This window comes from Jeotgalibaca sp. A122, assembly GCF_052266715.1.
In the GTDB taxonomy this organism is placed as follows: Bacteria; Bacillota; Bacilli; order Lactobacillales; family Aerococcaceae; genus Jeotgalibaca.
The window spans coordinates 166,615-183,947 of the sequence record NZ_JBQPRB010000001.1 but is presented as its reverse complement, the minus strand read 5'-3'; the positions used below and the strand labels follow the sequence as shown (position 1 = coordinate 183,947).

General features: G+C 43.2%; 11 protein-coding genes. 8 read left to right on the top strand and 3 right to left on the bottom strand.

What is annotated here, in order from left to right; translation table 11 throughout:
- On the top strand, nt 1–1,074 hold the full coding sequence (allD, locus tag ACTU7M_RS00895; protein WP_443472484.1) for an ureidoglycolate dehydrogenase: 1,074 nt from the start codon (nt 1–3) through the stop codon (nt 1,072–1,074).
- Between the two features lie 43 nt (nt 1,075–1,117).
- On the opposite strand, the gene ACTU7M_RS00890 is transcribed toward allD, so the two are convergent.
- Nucleotides 1,118–2,746 (bottom strand): PucR family transcriptional regulator, encoded by a 1,629-nt coding sequence (locus ACTU7M_RS00890; protein ID WP_443472483.1) that lies wholly within the window; start codon nt 2,744–2,746, stop codon nt 1,118–1,120.
- 169 nt (nt 2,747–2,915) lie between these two features.
- Between ACTU7M_RS00890 and ACTU7M_RS00885 the strand changes: the two genes are divergently transcribed.
- The 6 genes from ACTU7M_RS00885 to ACTU7M_RS00860 all read left to right on the top strand — a co-directional run bounded on the left by ACTU7M_RS00885 (nt 2,916) and on the right by ACTU7M_RS00860 (nt 11,649).
- A complete protein-coding gene (locus ACTU7M_RS00885) occupies nt 2,916–4,127 on the top strand; it encodes a pyridoxal-phosphate-dependent aminotransferase family protein (RefSeq protein WP_443472482.1) in 1,212 nt (403 codons plus the stop codon).
- A gap of 387 nt (nt 4,128–4,514) precedes the next feature.
- Nucleotides 4,515–5,999 (top strand): allantoin permease, encoded by a 1,485-nt coding sequence (gene allW / locus ACTU7M_RS00880; protein ID WP_443472481.1) that lies wholly within the window; start codon nt 4,515–4,517, stop codon nt 5,997–5,999.
- 56 nt (nt 6,000–6,055) lie between these two features.
- Nucleotides 6,056–7,429, top strand: coding sequence for an allantoinase AllB (gene allB, locus ACTU7M_RS00875; RefSeq protein ID WP_443472480.1), 1,374 nt, complete (start codon nt 6,056–6,058; stop codon nt 7,427–7,429).
- A 174-nt stretch (nt 7,430–7,603) separates the two neighbouring features.
- Nucleotides 7,604–8,854, top strand: a complete 1,251-nt coding sequence (locus tag ACTU7M_RS00870; RefSeq protein ID WP_443472479.1) for an MFS transporter — start codon at nt 7,604–7,606, stop codon at nt 8,852–8,854.
- A gap of 191 nt (nt 8,855–9,045) precedes the next feature.
- Nucleotides 9,046–10,404, top strand: coding sequence for a citrate transporter (locus ACTU7M_RS00865; protein WP_443472478.1), 1,359 nt, complete (start codon nt 9,046–9,048; stop codon nt 10,402–10,404).
- A 15-nt stretch (nt 10,405–10,419) separates the two neighbouring features.
- Nucleotides 10,420–11,649, top strand: a complete 1,230-nt coding sequence (locus ACTU7M_RS00860) for an amidohydrolase family protein (RefSeq protein ID WP_443472477.1) — start codon at nt 10,420–10,422, stop codon at nt 11,647–11,649.
- A gap of 51 nt (nt 11,650–11,700) precedes the next feature.
- Here ACTU7M_RS00860 and ACTU7M_RS00855 read toward each other — a convergent pair whose 3' ends face one another.
- Together ACTU7M_RS00855 and ACTU7M_RS00850 are read right to left on the bottom strand one after the other, a co-directional pair.
- Nucleotides 11,701–12,555, bottom strand: a complete 855-nt coding sequence (locus tag ACTU7M_RS00855) for an alpha/beta hydrolase (protein WP_443472476.1) — start codon at nt 12,553–12,555, stop codon at nt 11,701–11,703.
- A complete protein-coding gene (locus tag ACTU7M_RS00850; protein WP_443472475.1) occupies nt 12,524–14,173 on the bottom strand; it encodes a PucR family transcriptional regulator in 1,650 nt (549 codons plus the stop codon). Before ACTU7M_RS00850 ends, ACTU7M_RS00855 begins: the two co-directional genes overlap by 32 nt.
- A gap of 157 nt (nt 14,174–14,330) precedes the next feature.
- Between ACTU7M_RS00850 and fdrA the strand changes: the two genes are divergently transcribed.
- Nucleotides 14,331–17,333 (top strand): acyl-CoA synthetase FdrA, encoded by a 3,003-nt coding sequence (gene fdrA, locus ACTU7M_RS00845; RefSeq protein ID WP_443472474.1) that lies wholly within the window; start codon nt 14,331–14,333, stop codon nt 17,331–17,333.

Genomic DNA, 17,333 nt, shown 5'->3' with positions numbered 1-17,333 from the left:
ATGACTAATATAGTTAAAGTGATGCCCGAGAAGCTGCATCACTTAATGAAGACGAAATTACAAAAGGCAGGCTTGAAAGAAGAGCAGGCTGAAGAAGTAGCGAAACATTTGGTTTATGCCGATGCCAATGGCGTGCACTCCCATGGGGCAGTTCGCGTTGACTACTATGCAGAACGCATCGTAAAAGGCGGAGTCACCATAGAACCAAAAGTCCGTTTCGAAAAAACCGGTCCAAGTTCCGCTATCTTCCACGGTGATAACGGACAAGGTCATTATGTTGCAAACCTGGCACTTGGTGAAGCTATTTCCTTGGCCAAAGAATCTGGTGTGGCTGTTGTTGGTGTCTCCAAAATGAGTCACAGCGGCATGCTCTCCTATTACGTTGAAAAAGCGGCCCAACAAGATTTACTTGCCATTGCGATGTGTCAATCCGACCCAATGGTGGTACCATTCGGTGGGGCGGAAACTTATTATGGAACCAATCCGATTGCTTTCGGGATTCCACGCGAAGCAAAAATACCTCTGATTTTTGATATGGCTACTACAGTGCAGGCATGGGGGAAAATTTTGGATGCTCGCTCGAAAAATAATCCGATTCCAGATACATGGGCGGTGGATAAGAACGGAGTAGCGACAACCGATCCACATGCAGTGGCAGGACTCTTGCCCATTGCCGGTCCAAAGGGTTATGGCTTAATGATGATGATTGATATCCTTTCCGGTGTCCTTTTGGGCTTGCCGTTTGGGAAACATGTTTCTTCCATGTATGACAAAATGGAGGAAGGGCGTGATTTGGGTCAGCTCTTTATCTTAATCGATCCAAAACGCTTCACCTCACTGGAAGGATTCAAAGCCAATATTGAGCAAACCATTGAAGAATTGCACAATACCCGCCCTGCGGTTGGCTTCGATCAAGTTTATGTTCCGGGTGAGCTGGGACAAATTCGCTATAAAAATTACATGGCCGAAGGTATTCCAGTTGAAAAAAACATTTATGAATACCTGGAAAGTGACACCATCCACTTCGATAAATACGGCGGCTTGAATGCATTTGCCGAAAAAATAGAAGAATAAACCAAATAAGCAGGTTCCCGCATCTGGGAACCTGCTTATTTGGTTATTCTATTTGTATCAATTCCAAAGCCAACCGGACATTCAGGCTCACAGTCGGGTCACTCAATTTTTTTCCCAGTATTTCTTCACAGCGTTCGATCCGGTATTTGACCGTATTGCGGTGGATAAAAAGGACTTCTGCCGTTTTGGTGATTTGGGATTGATTATCCAGGTAGCTTTTTAATGTTTTTTGTAACTCGATTTGAGAATCATCTGTTGGATAAGCCAAGTCCTTCAAGACCGAGGTGGCAAAGTAATAGATGGCGTCTTTGTCGTCCGGCGTGAAAAGCTGCTTCAATCCTTGGGGCCGGAAATAATTCATACGCGCGACTTCCTTCATTTGTTTTGTAGTGGATTGGGCAATTTCTGCTTCAATAAAGGAATCTGAGATTTTTTCCAAAGATTCGTAAACACCACCCAAGAAGAAGGTGATTTTGATAGGGAAGACGGACTCCAACTCCTCGGCCATTTTATTTAACTTTTCTTCAGTACCAATTTGGTTCGTTTGAAGTAAAAAGATGATATTATTATTGTTAGTAGGATACATGATGGGAGCGTGATCCAAAATTTCAGCTAAACGATTCTTGAACCATTGCAGAATCAGTTGTTTTTTCTCTTCATCATATTTAAGTCTCGGTCCCGTCTCCTCATTATCGGCATGATGGATCAAAATGATTTGGTTATGCCGGCTGTCGATTAAACGCAAAGGTGTTCCCAACTCAAGCAGTTTGGCATTGGCTTGGGTCAAGGCTGCAGAATTGTTTTCCACAAATTTTTGCAAAATGCTGGTTTGGAGACTTTGTTCGGATTCTTTTACTTTTCTGTTCTTGAAAAGGACAAAAGAGAGCACCAGTGCTGCCTGTTCAATCGCAAACGAAGAAATTGGAAAAGGTATTTTTTCTGGGGAGACAATAACCAAATAATGCGGGAAATAAGTAAAGACTTTTATCGGATACACTGCGACGTGAACATCTTCGTTTGTTGTCGATTTGATCAAGAAATTATCTTTTTCCAATTGAATCCGGTGGTAATGGCTCCATATTTCGTTAGAAAGATGGGATTCGGAGTAGCGCGAATGTTGGAAATGTTTTGAATGAGCTATGGGCTTGAAGAACGGGTCCAATAACAAAACCGGTGTCTTGATGATTTTTCCGAGTTCATTAGTAAAGTGGGCCAAGTTCGCATCCCCGATTAAGAGGCTCGAAAATGTCTTCTGGATATCCATCGCGTAATTTATTTCTTCTTCCTTGGTATCCCAAAGGAAATTTTGGATTTGATGCAGTAACGATCCCAAAGGAGATACCCCTGGGATGGCGATCAAGGCGAAGTTTCTTTTGTTGGCATACGCGAGAACATCCGCATCAATTTCATTTAAGAAGCGCGACAGTTTGATGCCGAGGCCGACAGCTTTTGCTTGGATGAGTGAATCTATGAAGGGAATCAAATCTTCCTGGTTGTCTTTAAAAATCATACCGGTTGAAAGAATCAACACATTTTTGGGTATATAGAGAGCAACGTCTGGTGTTTCCGTAATCTCAATAGAGGTCACTTCCACATCCAGATTGGCCTCACTGTTCAATAATTTTAAATCAGAAAAACGAGGTACTTGCAAAAGTTCTTTTAATGTAGTCACGATATTCACTCCTTCAGAACAATTGTAACCGAAAAAGGACTGATTAACCAGATTCTTTTGTTCATTTTGAACATAACGATCAGCATTTTTAGCCGTTTTGCGGATACTTGTGCCGTTAGGCTAGATGTAGAATGAAACATGAGATATTGTCGAAAAGAGGGGAAACGATTTGTATAATGAATTACAAGTACCACCACGCACCATAATGACACCAGGCCCAGTTGAGGTTTATCCATTGGTTTTAAGGGCGATGGCGACACCGATACTTGGGCAGTTCGATCCGGCCTTTTTAAGAATAATGGATGAAACAAAAGAAATGATCAAGATGCCTTTCGGAACGAAAAACAAGCAAGCTTTCGCAATTGACGGAACTTCCCGCTCGGGATTGGAAGCAGCTCTAATAGCCTTGATTGAGCCGGGGGATAGAGTATTAATTCCGGCATATGGCCGTTTTGCGTATTTACTAGGCGAAATTTGCGAACGGGCAAAGGCGGATGTCACTTATCAGGAGAAGGATTGGGAAAGTGTCTTTGATCCGCAAGATATCATCCGTAAAATTGATGAAGTCAATCCAAAAATAGTGTCCATGGTTCATGGTGAAACCGCAAACGGACAAATGCAGCCGTTGGAAGAAATCGGAAGACATTGTCGGGAAAAAGGAATTTTCTTTGTTGTGGATACTGTGGCGACTTATGGTGGAGTCCAGATTGAAGTGGACAAATGGAACATCGATATCGCAATTGCAGGGACCCAAAAATGTGTCAGTGTCCCTTCGGGATTGTCCTTGATTACCTATAACGACCGCATTGAAGAAGTATTGAATGCCCGTTACCAAAAAGAGTTGGGACTTGGCGATGATGAACGAAACGATAACTTTATTTCCAGCAACTATTTGGACTTGAGTCAATTGCAACGTTACTGGGGGCCAGAACGCATCAATCACCATACCGAGGCAACGAGCATGATTTATGCCCTGCATGAAGGTTTACGTATTTTGCTCGCAGGTGGTCTTGAAGCGAGTTTTGAACGCCACCTGTTGAATGATCGCGCCATCCAGGCAGGGGTAAAAGCGATGGGACTGAAAATATTCGGTGATGTAAGCACGAAAATGCCAACTGTCACACCCGTTTACTTCCCTGAAGGCATGACTGATGGTGAACCAATCAGACAAACCATGTTGAACGATTTCGGTGTGGAAATAGCTTCATCTTTCGGCGACTTAAAAAGTAAAATTTGGCGTATCGGAAATATGGGTTACAGCAGTCGCAAAGACAATGTCCTGCATGTCCTAAGTGCACTAGAAGGTGCTTTGGTTTATCATGGGGCTAAAATCAATGTGGGTGAAGCAATACCCGCTGCCTTGGCCGAATATCACAAATAATTAACGAAGGGGAGTGGGACAAAAGGCGGTTAGCCCCGAACCACTGGAGCGAATAAGCGCAAGATGGTCGCAGGCCATCTGAGCATTATTCGTGAAGTGGACGTCGGGGCTGCCTTTTGTCGCACGTTTAGAATACAGATATTCGTATACAGGAAGGAGGGTGAGACTTTTGTCTCACCCTCCTATTTTTCAAGGAAAAAAATCCATTTGAACAATCTGCTCAAATGTCATTGTTAATTTTGAACAAACGGTATTTCAATACTGCCAAATCCTACAATTGTATCCGTATACATTTCTGGTTACAATAAGTTTGTAAGTGAAAGCGCTGAAACGAACGGGATAAGAACGCTTTCGCAAATTTGTTCACTATATTTAGGGGGGAAGAAGTTGGTAATAGATTCGCAAACAGAGCAACAATTTGAAGGTGATGTTTTTGTAAGCGAAAACACAGCGAGTGTTTTCAAAGACAGAGGCTACAACGATGATATGTTGCCTAAAACAGAAGATAAAAGAAATATGAACAAGAAAAACTATTTTACTTTATGGATGGGGTCCGTTCATAATGTGCCGAACTATACAGCAGTTGGTGGTTTCTTGTTTCTCGGATTATCACCATTAAATGTCATGTTGGCGATTGTGGTAAGTGCTTTGGCTGTTGCCGCATTCATGGTAATCAATGGTAGGGCAGGTTCAAAATATGGGATACCATTTGCCATGCATTTGCGCTCCGTTTATGGAGAACTGGGTGCCAAACTCCCAGGATTCCTACGTGGTATTATTGCTGCTATTGCTTGGTTCGGTTTGCAGAACTATACTGGATCATTGGCTTTACTTATTTTAGTAGGGAAATTCTGGCCAGGATTTTTGGAATTGGGTGGTGACTTCAGTTTCTTCGGAATTGGTTTACCGGGACTGCTTGCCTTCACATTCTTCTGGGCCATTAATGTCATGATTGGTTTCGGAGGCGGGAATGTTTTGAACAAATTTACCGCTATCTTGAATCCGTTGATTTACGTTGTGTTTGGTGGGATGACCGTATGGGCGATTTGGGCTGCTGGCGGCATCGGAAATATTCTTACCTATGAGTTGAGTGGTGTGCAATCAAACCCACCGCTACTGGTTTACTTGATTATCATCAACTCGGTTATTGCTGTTTGGGCTGCGCCTGGTGCCAGTGTTTCCGACTTCACTCAAAATGCGACTTCAACTAACGACCAAAAAATTGGTCAAACGGCAAGTTTATTGGTTGCTTACTTGATTTTTGCTGTTTCATCCGTATCGATTTTGATCGGTGGCTCTATTTACTACAATATCCAAGAGTGGAATGTCTTGAACATCATCGACAGATGGGATAGCATGCCAGCTGTCATACTAGCATTGGTGGTTCTGTTGATGACAACAATTTCCACAAATGCAACAGGTAACATCATTCCGGCAGGATACCAGCTATCAGCATTGTTCCCTAAGAAAATCAACTACCGTCGCGGGGTTCTGATTGCCGGTGTTATCAGTTACTTGATCATGCCTTGGAAAATGATGGAAAACTCAGACAGTATTTTCGCTTTCTTGAATATTATCGGTGGTGTTTTAGGACCGGTTGCTGGGGTCATGTTGGCTGATTTCTACTTGATCAAGAAACAAAATATCAATCTTGATGCCTTGTACTTTGATAAACAAAAAACTGATCCAAGTAATCCTTACCGGGGCGTGAACAAAGAGGGGTATATTGCGACAATCGTTGCTTTATTAGTATCCATCAGTGGCCAATTCTTCCCGGCGCTACAATTCATCTCCAACCTATCTTGGTTGATAGGTGCGGGCTTGGCTTTCGGACTGTATTACGTCTTGAAAAAAGGTAAAGCGGCTGCTTAATCATTCTTGGTTCTGGAAATAAATTAATTTAGAATTATAAAATAGGAGGAATTTAAATGGCTTTTGATTTAATCATTAAAAATGGCTTGGTTATCCTAGACAACGGTGAAGTTGAAACAGACGTAGCGGTAAAAGACGGCAAAATTGTTGAAATTGGTTCCGATTTGGGCGAAGCAACAGAAACAATCGATGCAAAAGGATTGATTGTCAGCCCAGGTATGGTGGACGCCCACGTGCATATCACTGAGCCAGGTGGCGGTTACCGTGACGGCTGGGAAGGTTACGAAACCGGTACAAGAGCATGTGCTAAAGGTGGGGTAACTTCCTTCATGGAAATGCCATTGAACCAAGTTCCAGCTACAGTTGGTAAAGAATCTTTGGAAGTGAAATTTGCGGCTGGTGAAAATAAATTGACTGCTGACGTTGCTTCTTTCGGGGGCCTTGTTCCTTTCAATTTGGGCGGCGGCATCCAAGAGTTGGATGAAGGTGGGGTTCACGCTTATAAAGCCTTCATGGCAACATGTGGCGACCGCACCATCGATGGCGACTTCGAGAACGTCGATGACTATGCATTATACGAAGGTATGAAACAAATTGCTAAAACTGGTAAAGTATTGGCAATACATGCTGAAAATGCTGCAATTACAGACCGTTTAGGTGAAATTGCTTACAAGAACGGTGAAACAACTTTGAAAGCTTATGTTGAAACCCGTCCGGTATTTACAGAAGTTGAACCAATCAGACGTGCCATCTTGTTCGCTAAAGAAACAGGCTGCCGTATCCATATTTGTCATGTTGCTTGTCCTGAAGGTGTTGAAGAAGTAACGAAAGCACGTAATGAAGGTGTTGACGTAACGTGTGAAACTTGTACGCACTACCTATACTTTGAAACAGATGAATTGGATGCAATCGGACCGGTTGTGAAATGTTCACCACCAATCCGTGATAAAGAAAACCAAAACGGTATGTGGGAAAAATTATTGGCAGGTGAAATCGACTTCGTGACTTCCGACCACTCACCATGTACACCAGACTTGAAAGACAAAGAAAATGCTTTCGAAGCATGGGGCGGAATTTCCGGCGTACAAAACAACGTAGATGTTTTGTTTGACGAAGGTGTTCAAAAACGTGGCATGTCCTTGACACAATTTGCGAAAGTGATTGCTGGAAATCCTGCAGATCGTTTTGCTATTGAAGGTAAAGGTCACATCGCCGTTGGTAAGGATGCAGACTTTGTCTTCATCAAGCCAGACTCAGCTTACACGTTGAAAGCGGAAGATTTGGAATACAGAAACAAAATCAGTCCATACATCGGACGTGAAATTGGTGCACAAGTTGCACGGACTATTTTACGCGGGGAAACTGTTTACAGCTTGGAAGACGGCGTGGCTGATACACATAACGGTGAATTCCTTTTAACAAATAAATAAAGCTTAGAGGGGAGAGAGGATCGGGCATGAGGCCTGTCCTCCTTCTTTTTTGTTTTAGGAACAAAATGAACAAATTGGCATTTTAAATGTGCAAATAGCATAAAGCATTCACCTTCCTTATGCTATATAATGAAAAAAAGAAGCGTTATTTTATTCGGTAAAGGAGAATGGAAGTTGGAGGCTACAAATAAAGTAAATAAAAATGCAGGACATCCTTATTGGAAAACAATCATTTATGTCCTGACCGCAGGATGGATAGCCATTTGGGTATATCGGACCGCTCTTGCACCTATTTATCCTCAAATCAGTGAATACTTCGGGGGTATTTCAGATTCGCAAATCGGTTCAATTTCAAGTTTGTATTTCCTGGGTTATGTGTTGATGCAGATACCGTCAGGGATTTTAGTTGATAAGTTCGGACAAAAAATCGTCTTGATTCCTGGCTTCATCTTATTCGGTCTCGGAACGTTGATTGTAGCGTTAGCAGGCAGCATCACGGTAGTGTATGTCGGTAGTGTATTGGCTGGTGTTGGTTGTGGGACCTATTATGGGGTTGCTTACTCCTTGACCGGGAAACATGTCCCAAGTTCAAGAAAAAGTTTGTCGACAGCTATTGTTAATAGCGGGACGGCTGTAGGTAGTGGTTTAGGAATGGTTTCCTCCAGTTACTTCGTAGCGCAATTGGGTTTCCCATGGCAAAGTATGATGTTCTTCGCACTTGCTTTGATTGTCATCATGATTTTTATCTTCATGCGTTTCATCAAAGGTAACGAAGTAGAAGAAGAGGAAGAAGTAGAAATTGCAACAGTTGCGCAAACGCCAAGCGGAAGCAAAGGCTCTCATTTATTTAAACCGCGCATGATTGGTGCTTATATTCTTTATTTCGCAACATGTTATGCTTATTACTTGACGGATACATGGCTGCCGAACTTCTTGGCGACAGAACGCGGTTTTGAAGGGGCATCCATCGGGGTAGCCACATCTTTAGTATTCTTCGCTGCCATTCCGGGTGCTTTGATTTTCAGTCGGATTGCCGACAAGTTCTACCATAAAAAAATTGCCTTGATCATGTTCCTTGAATTTGTTGCAGGTGCAATGATGTTGTTAGCAGTCATCGCACCGAATGCAGGCATGATGATGACTGGCTTGATTGCATATGGATTCTTTGGGAAATTGGCAGTTGAACCGATTATTTTATCCTGGTTAGTGGAAAATGTTCCGAAAACGGGATTGGGTACAACACTTGGCTTCTTCAACTTCTTCGGGATGACCGCATCCGTCATCGTGCCATCCTTAACGGGAGTCATTTCTGATGCAACGGGATCGAAAGTTTATGCCTTTTATTTATCAGTCTTGATTATCGTTGTCGGAGCGACACTATTCTATGTGCTTAATAAAGTTCAGGAAAGAAAAGATAACTTATAGTATGACAGGCCGAGAGCGATTCTCGGCTTTTTTTTTATCTATGCGGGATAAAAAAACAACAGATACTTAGCCATCATATGAGTTGTATGCGCATACATTTTTAATTACAATAAGGGCGAGCGTGGTCAGGAGGCATTGCTCTTGAAGAGGTAACCGTTTTTTTTAGACTACCAAGGAAAGAAGGAATAATCATGAAACGTATTGTCATTATTTTGTTGGGGATGCTAGCAACCGCTTTTCTATTGCCGACAGTCACCTTCGCTTCCGGTCAGGATATCACTACGATTCCCGCACCTGAGGGGATTATGGCCCTTATTAGTGTCATCCCAATCATTGTAATATTGGTGCTTTTATTCTTAAAAGTCGATATGTTGGTTGCCGGCTTGGCAGGCGGGATATTGGCGATGATTATTGGGGGTATCTCCCTTACCCGTGCTAATGAACTGTTGCTGTCATCGATTCCTGCCATGCTTTCGATAACGGTTCCGATTATCAACTCCGCCATTGCCACGGCCGTATTTAAATCAGGTGGTTATGCATCTGCACTCGCGCTTGTACGTCGCGGTATTGGCGGAAGGGTGGAATATTTCGCTGCTTTCATTGTGCTCTTGATGGCGGCTGCAACCTATATGTCCGGTATCGGGGGCGGAACAGCCATGGTGTTGGCTCCGTTAGCGTTCGCCGCCGTGGGTGCTGTCCCGGAATTGATTGCCGCTATGTGTTTGGCAGCTGCGGTTTCCTTCACCACTTCTCCTGCCTCCCTGGAAACGAGTATTGTGTCCCAGTTGAGCGGCGCTAATGTGGGTGATTATGTGGTGACGATGCGGCCTTATTGGATGTTGTTCACAGCCATCGCGATTTTGATTGGTTTTATAGGAACCAAGATGCGAGGCGCAGCCTTCGTTGGTGAAGAGTCCGAGGAAATCAAGGCTAAATCGAACAGAGAACTGTTCATTAACACAATTCCGGCCATCTTTTTACTGTTTGCGGTTATCGTGGGGCCCTATATAAACCAAGCGGTAGGAATGCCGATTTTAGGACCGTTAATGTATCTGGTAATCACGATAGGTTTGATTGCCCTCTGTACAAACTTTAATGTCAAGGAATCCTCGACAGCCTTGGTTGACGGCTCACAATACATCTTGACCCGTTTATTCCAAGTGGGTATCTTCATCACTTTCATCAACATTATTGGTGAAACGGGTGCGTTTACCGCTATCGTCGATGTGGCTAAGTCAGCACCGGCAACGATATTGGTTCCTGCTTTGATTATTGCTGGTTATGCAATCGGGGTTCCGGCAGGGGCGTATGTCGCGACTATTCTTTCCTTGATTTTGCCGATTGCGATTTCACTTGATTTGCCGCTATTGGCTATCGGGTTGATTACGATGGGTGTTGGTTTGGGAAGTCAGATGAGTTTCGTTAATATCACGATGCAAGCCCAATCTTCAGGATTTGATATCCCCATCCTGCAAGTTGTTAAAGGTAACACCAAATATATCTTGGGTTCATTGGTTATACTCGTTGTTATCGGTTTAGTCATGCTATAAAAAAGGAGTGCTAAAATGGATATTTTAATCAAAAATGTCATCCTGGATGAATCGAATGAGTTGGTTGATATCGCAGTTAAAAATGGTGTCTTTGAAAAAATAGGAAAAAAACTGGAAGTAGAAGCCAGTCGTGTTATCGATGGCGAAGGTCGGGTCGTCATTCCGGGGTTGGTCGAGTCGCATATTCACCTCGATAAGGCTTTGATAGCGGACCGTCTTCCGAATAAGTCAGGTACCCTGCAGGAAGCGTTGAAAGTGACGGCCGAATTGAAATCGACTTTCACGCGCGAAGATGTACAAGAGCGTGCGGAGCAAGCTTTACAGATGATCATTAAGCGGGGGACAACCCATATCCGGACGCATGCGGAATTTGATCCGGTAGGTGGTTTCCACGGCTTTGAAGTCATCATGGAACTAAAAGAAAAATATAAAGAGTTTGTGGACATGCAGGTCGTTGCTTTCCCGCAAGAAGGAATCATCAAATCCCCCGGGACGGAAGAGTTAATGTATAAGGCTATGGACATGGGCGCCGATGTCGTTGGTGGAATTCCTTATAACGATACCGATGCCAAGGAACATTTGGATATTGTATTTGAAATCGCCAAGAAATATGACAAGGATATCGACTTGCACCAAGATTTCAAGGATGACTATGATGGTCAAACAATTGAAATGGTGGCGCAACGTGCTATTGACGAAGGGTATATTGGACGTGTGTCAGTCGGACACTTAACCAGTTTGGGCGCGATGCCGGATGCTGAATTGCAAGCGGTGATAGAGTTGATGGCGAAAGCGCAGATTAATGTCATGAGCTTGCCGATGACGGACCTTCATTTGGGCGGACGCCATGACGAATACAATGTTCGTCGTGCAGTAACGCCGATTCGCAAGTTACGGGATGGCGGGGTGAATGTCGTCCTGGCAACCAACAATATCCGGAATCCTTTCACGCCATATGGTAATGGCGACTTGATGCAAGTGGCCATGCTGGCAGTTCCGGTGGGACATTTAGGCGGAGCGGATGATTTGCATACTGTATTGCCAATGATCACCACTGGTCCAGCGAAAGCGTTGAAATTTGATGATTACGGTATCGAAGAAGGGAAAGCAGCAACGTTGGTATTGTTGGATTCGACCCGCTATCAAGAAGCAGTCATCGACATCCCCGATCGTCTTTTGGTCTTGAAGCGTGGAAAAGTGACGGTTGAACTGGATAAGTCATTGCGAGTGGAATGGCCTAAATAATACGAAAATAGGCTATCTCAAGAAAAATGAGATAGCCTATTTATTGTCATATTAGAGACGTTCCGCCAACCAACTCAAAGCTTTGGCATAGACCGCTTTTCCGATGGTTTCGGTTGTCGTGCGATCGAAGTCGTGTTCGTCGGATTCAATCGTCTCCAGTAGCGCATCTGGGATGGCAGCGGCCATCGTTTTAGAGAGGCGATAAGGAACGTCCGGGTCATTTGTGCTGGCAGCCAAGAAAGTGGGCGGCAAGGTCTCGAGGTCTGCTTTCGTCAGTGAATAAGTAATCGGCTTGTTGCCAGCAGGGACAAGGTCGGCAATCCATTTTCCGGTTTGGCGGTAATGGATGTAAAGTGCATAACGTGTTTCTTTGGGACCGTCAGCAAGTGGGTGCGACTTGATGAGTTGCTTGACTAGGCGTTCATCCACTCGCGGAAACTGGAGGTAATGTCGACTTGGGACCTGAAATGTGGCTTCCCGTAAGGTGTGGTACCCGTAGAATAACCACAAGGCTTGCGGTTTTTGATCCGTCCTCAAAGCGGCATTTACCGCCAAGTATGCACCGGCTGACCGACCGAAGAGGATGTAGTCTGAATGGTCCAATCCCAATTTGATTGTGGCATTGGCTGCAAACCAGTGTATTCCTGATTTGACAGAGGTAAAGATTGTATCCAACTTGACTTCGGGAGCGAGCGGATATTCAAGGGCCAGGAAGTTATAGCCGGCAGCGGTAATTTGTTCGATATAACTAGCTGGCATATCGCGGGCGGAACCATAAACGAGGCCGCCGCCGTGCAAGTAAAGCACGTTACCTTTCGTTTCGGACAAAGAGCTTCGGTAAAGATAAAGATGCAAATCCGTGTTTTCTATTGTATCAATTATGTATGTTTCGTAAGTGTGCATCATGTCTGTCATCTCCAATAAAATTTAACAAGCGGAATCCTATGCTATAGCGTAATATTTCTTCGGGACTTCCCAAGTCGATGTGGTAGACCTCCTTCAAACGGTCGATACGATAACGAACCGTTTTGGGGTGGATGTATAATTTTTGGGCGGTTTCTGTATAGTTCTGGTTCAAGTCAATAAATGTATGTAACGTTTTCAGCAGTTCCGGATTTTCTTTTTGCAGCCGAAGTATATTTTCAGGAATGAAGCGGTGTAAAGAATCAAAGTTACCCGTCTCGACAAAAATTTGATAAATACCCATATCTTGATAGGAAGAAATAGCTTGTTGGCTACCCGTCAATTGCAGGACTTTTTGAGCGTCGACTGCTTGTCGGTAACCGATGGACAATTCGGATAATGTCACGTCATTGCTGATGGTGGTATAAAGGTTGAAGTGACTATACATCTCCAGTTTCAGCAAATCTTTCGTTGCAAGCCTGATTTTTTGTTTTGTCTCTTCGATTGAAACTTTATCGCTTGGAGCAATCAGAATGACCTTGTTTTTACGTGTTACATAGACGCGGTCCGGGAAAGCAACCCGGGAATGCGTGATAATCGCATCCGAGAAACGGGCGGCCAGTGTATTTTCTTCCTGCGTATTTTCAACCTCGGAATCAAAATTGATCAAGATGACGCGATACTTTCTGGCGTAGTCAAGCCCCAATTGGAAAATGGTATCATCGATATCCTCCTGTTTGCTCAGGCGGCCGTGTAATAAATCTGATGCCATTTCATTCAATCGCGACTGATTATTTTGGCGGATGGTATAACGGGTCAGTAATTCAATCTGCAGGGCTGTTACGGCGTTTTCGATGGCCATCAAATCAACGTCGTCACTGCTCTGGTTTCGTTCATGGATAATCAGGTAGAATTTTTCATAACTTAAGTTAGGTATTTGAACGACTAGTTGTTTGTAAATATGATTGGGATCGCTCGCGTAGCGGACCGTGTTCTGTGTGAAGGACAGGTTCAGGTGCTTTTTGGCGTTTTGGACTTCTGTGTCCAGAATCTCAAAATCATCATATATGGCATCCGTCCCAATCATGCGGTTGCGCGGAAGTTCCAGCAGGGAAACAGGTTTTTTAAGTAGTTGCTTCAACGTTTGCAAAATTTCCGGTATCTCGGGTTGACGCATCATCAAGCGCGTAAACTGTTTGTGGACATCGTAAAAGTTTTGCAGGACATACGCATTGCGATTAATGATGGTCTCCAAGACCTCAGTAATGATTTTTTCATAGGTTGTCGATTTATCTATTTGGAATAGGGGGATTTGATATTTCCCGCAAGAATCGATAAAAACTTCGGGAATTTCGTTCACTAACCGGTCGATTTTCACAACGATTGCACTGATGCCAATTTTTTTTGCATGCTCGAAGAAAAGGGCAATCCTTTCCCTGGAGACATCTTCCATGGCGAAATAACTGGTGAGGATCATCAATCCCTCGCGACCCCATGATTCGATATCCGGAGCTTCCATGACCATGACGCCATTTACTTCGTTGCCTAGACCCATTTCGCCCGTTATCAATTTTGCTTTTTCAAAACTGCGATAACTCATGATTTCCTTAACCGATGTCATTAAATTTCTCCTTTTCAATGAATAACTAGTACCTATCTTGCCTTAAAATTCTCTTTTTGTCCATATTGGATAAAAAGCGGGGGTAAGTTTAGTTGTTTTTGCAATGTATGCGAAACCATTACTCATCTATAATGATAGTATCAAAAGGAGGTTCAACATGTTATATACAGTTATTAAAGCAAATTCATATCAAGATTCAATCAACTTAATGTTGCTTACAAATGAAGTAAGCGCAATTGAAGGCGTTATCCAAAGTCAGGTGATGATGGGAACCGACGCTAATAAAGATATTTTCAAAACAGCTAACTTGTACACAGATAAAGTTGAAAGCGCAACCCCGAACGATATGGTTATCGTTGTTGAAACAGAGGATGAATCTGTAGTGGATACCGTTCTTGAAAAGTCTGAACAATTCTTAAACGATCTTTCTGTTAAGAAAGAATCTGGTGGTACAAAATCGGTAAAAAATTGGGATGATGCACTGGAAGTTTTACCTGATGCAAACATGGCACTTTTCTCAATTCCAGGAATCTATGCTGCAAGTGAAATTGAAAAGGCTTTAGATCGTGGGTTACACGTATTCTCATTTAGTGATAACGTGTCTTTGGAAGACGAAGTTCGTTTGAAAAAGAAAGCTCATGAAAAAGGTCTTCTATTGATGGGTCCTGACTGTGGAACGGGAATTATCTCAAGTATTCCGATGGCATTTACAAACGTTGTAAATCCAGGAAACATCGGTATTGTAGGAGCTTCTGGTACAGGTATTCAAGAAGTGACAACTATTATCGAACGTTTAGGTGGCGGAGTTGTTCATGCTATCGGTACAGGTGGACGTGACTTGCACGAAGATGTAGGCGGAATTACGATGAAAGATGCAATCATCGGATTGGAGCACCATGATCCAACAGAAGTTATCGTAGTAATCTCCAAGCCACCTGCTAAAAAAGTACGGGATGAAGTAATGGAATTATTGCAAGCCGTTTCTAAACCAGTGGTAGCTATTTTCCTTGGCGAAAATCCAGAAAACCATGAGGGCTCTGTTTACTTAGCTCATACATTAGAAGAAACAGCACAAATTGCAATCGATTTGGCTAATGGAAACGAAGTGAAAAAACAATACTTAGAGCCATTGGCGAATAAAGTAACGGATACATTGCCAGAGGGAACAACCGTTAAAGGTTTATACTCAGGCGGAACATTGGCTAACGAAGCAGCGATGTTGATTTCAGAAACGCTACAGTTAGGTAAAACTGAAAAATCTGAAGGTTATATTTTAAATGCGAATGGTTTCGAAGTGATGGATTTGGGAGACGATATGTATACCCAAGGTAAACCTCACCCAATGATCGATCCAGATGTTCGTGTGAAGAAAATTAAAGAAGCAGTTGCTGATGAAACAACCGGCGTTATTTTATTGGATGTTGTTCTTGGTTATGGTGCTCACCCGGATATGGCTACAGCATTGAAACCAGCTATTGAAGAAGCACTGGCTAACGCCAAAGCAGCAAACCGTGAATTCCATATTATCGCTACTGTTGTCGGAACAAAATATGATCCGCAAGATTACGATAAATCCGTTCAAGTTCTTAAAGACATGGGTGTATTGGTTGAAGAGAGCAATGCACGTGCCATTCGTTTGGCATTGGAATTCATGGGCCATACCTTTACGGAAAATGAAAAAGCAGTTGTTGCTAAAGAGAGCACATTGAAAGAGTTACCAGAGTTAAGCAAGGGTGTAGACCAATTGTTGAATTCACAACCTGCTGTTGTGAACGTTGGATTGGAAAGTTTCACTGAGCCTATCAATACTTATGGCGGTAAATCAGTTCAATACGACTGGAGACCAGTTGCTGGTGGAAACCAAAAACTGATCAGAATCTTGAACGAATTGGAAAAACATGCTGAAGCAATCGATGCATCCAACCAAAAAGTAATTGGACGTTTGCGCGATTCACAACCATTCTTGACGGATGTTGTTCCAGCAGGTTCTGTTATTCCTGAACTTAATGGCAAAGTACTCTTGCATGCTGGTCCACCAATCAAGTATGAAAACATGACAGGCCCAATGCAAGGTTCTTGTGTGGGAGCGATGTTATTTGAAGGTTGGGCAACAGACGAAGATGATGCACGTCGTCAACTTGAAGGCGGAGAAATTACCTTCATTCCTTGTCACCATGTAAATGCCGTAGGACCAATGGGTGGTATCACTTCCGCAAACATGCCAGTACTTGTTGTTGAAAATAAGGCAGACGGTACGACAGCGTATTGCCAAATGAACGAAGGTATCGGTAAAGTTCTACGTTTCGGTGCATTCTCCGAAGAAGTAGTCGATCGTTTAACTTGGATGAAAGACGTTTTAGGACCAGTTCTAGGAAAAGCATTGCGTAAAATGGACGGTGGCTTGAACGTAAACGTTATTGTTGCAAAAGCAATTACAATGGGAGATGAGTTCCACCAACGTAATATTGCTGCTTCATTAATTTTCTTGAAAGACATGACTCCAACAATCATTAATTTAGATATTTCTGAAAAAGAAAAAACAGAAGTAATTGAATTCTTGGCTAAAACAGATCAATTCTTCTTGAACGTTATGATGGCAACAGGTAAAGCATTGGTTGACTATGCACGTAAAATTAAAGAAGGTACCGTTGTAACGACAATGACCCGTAATGGTGAAAACTTCGGCGTTCGTATTGCGGCTATGGGAGATCAATGGTTTACTGCACCAGTTAACACACCACGTGGTTTGTACTTCACTGGTTACTCTGAAGAAGATGGTAACAAGGATATCGGGGACAGTGCCATTACAGAAACAATCGGTGTCGGTGGTATGGCCATGATTGCTGCTCCGGGTGTAACACGTTTCGTTGGAGCTGGTGGTTTCCAAGACGCGTTGGACGTGTCCAACGAGATGGCTGAAATTTGTATCGATCACAATCCGACCTGGACTATTCCTACATGGGACTTCAAGGGAAGTGTATTGGGTATTGATGTGCGTAAAGTTGTCGAAACAGGGATTACGCCATTGATCAACACTGGTATTGCCCATAAGGTAGCTGGAATGGGACAAGTTGGGGCTGGTACAGTTCGTGCACCACTTGCTTGTTTCGAGAAAGCGCTAGTTGCCTATGCAGAGTCACTAGGCATCAAGGTAGATTAA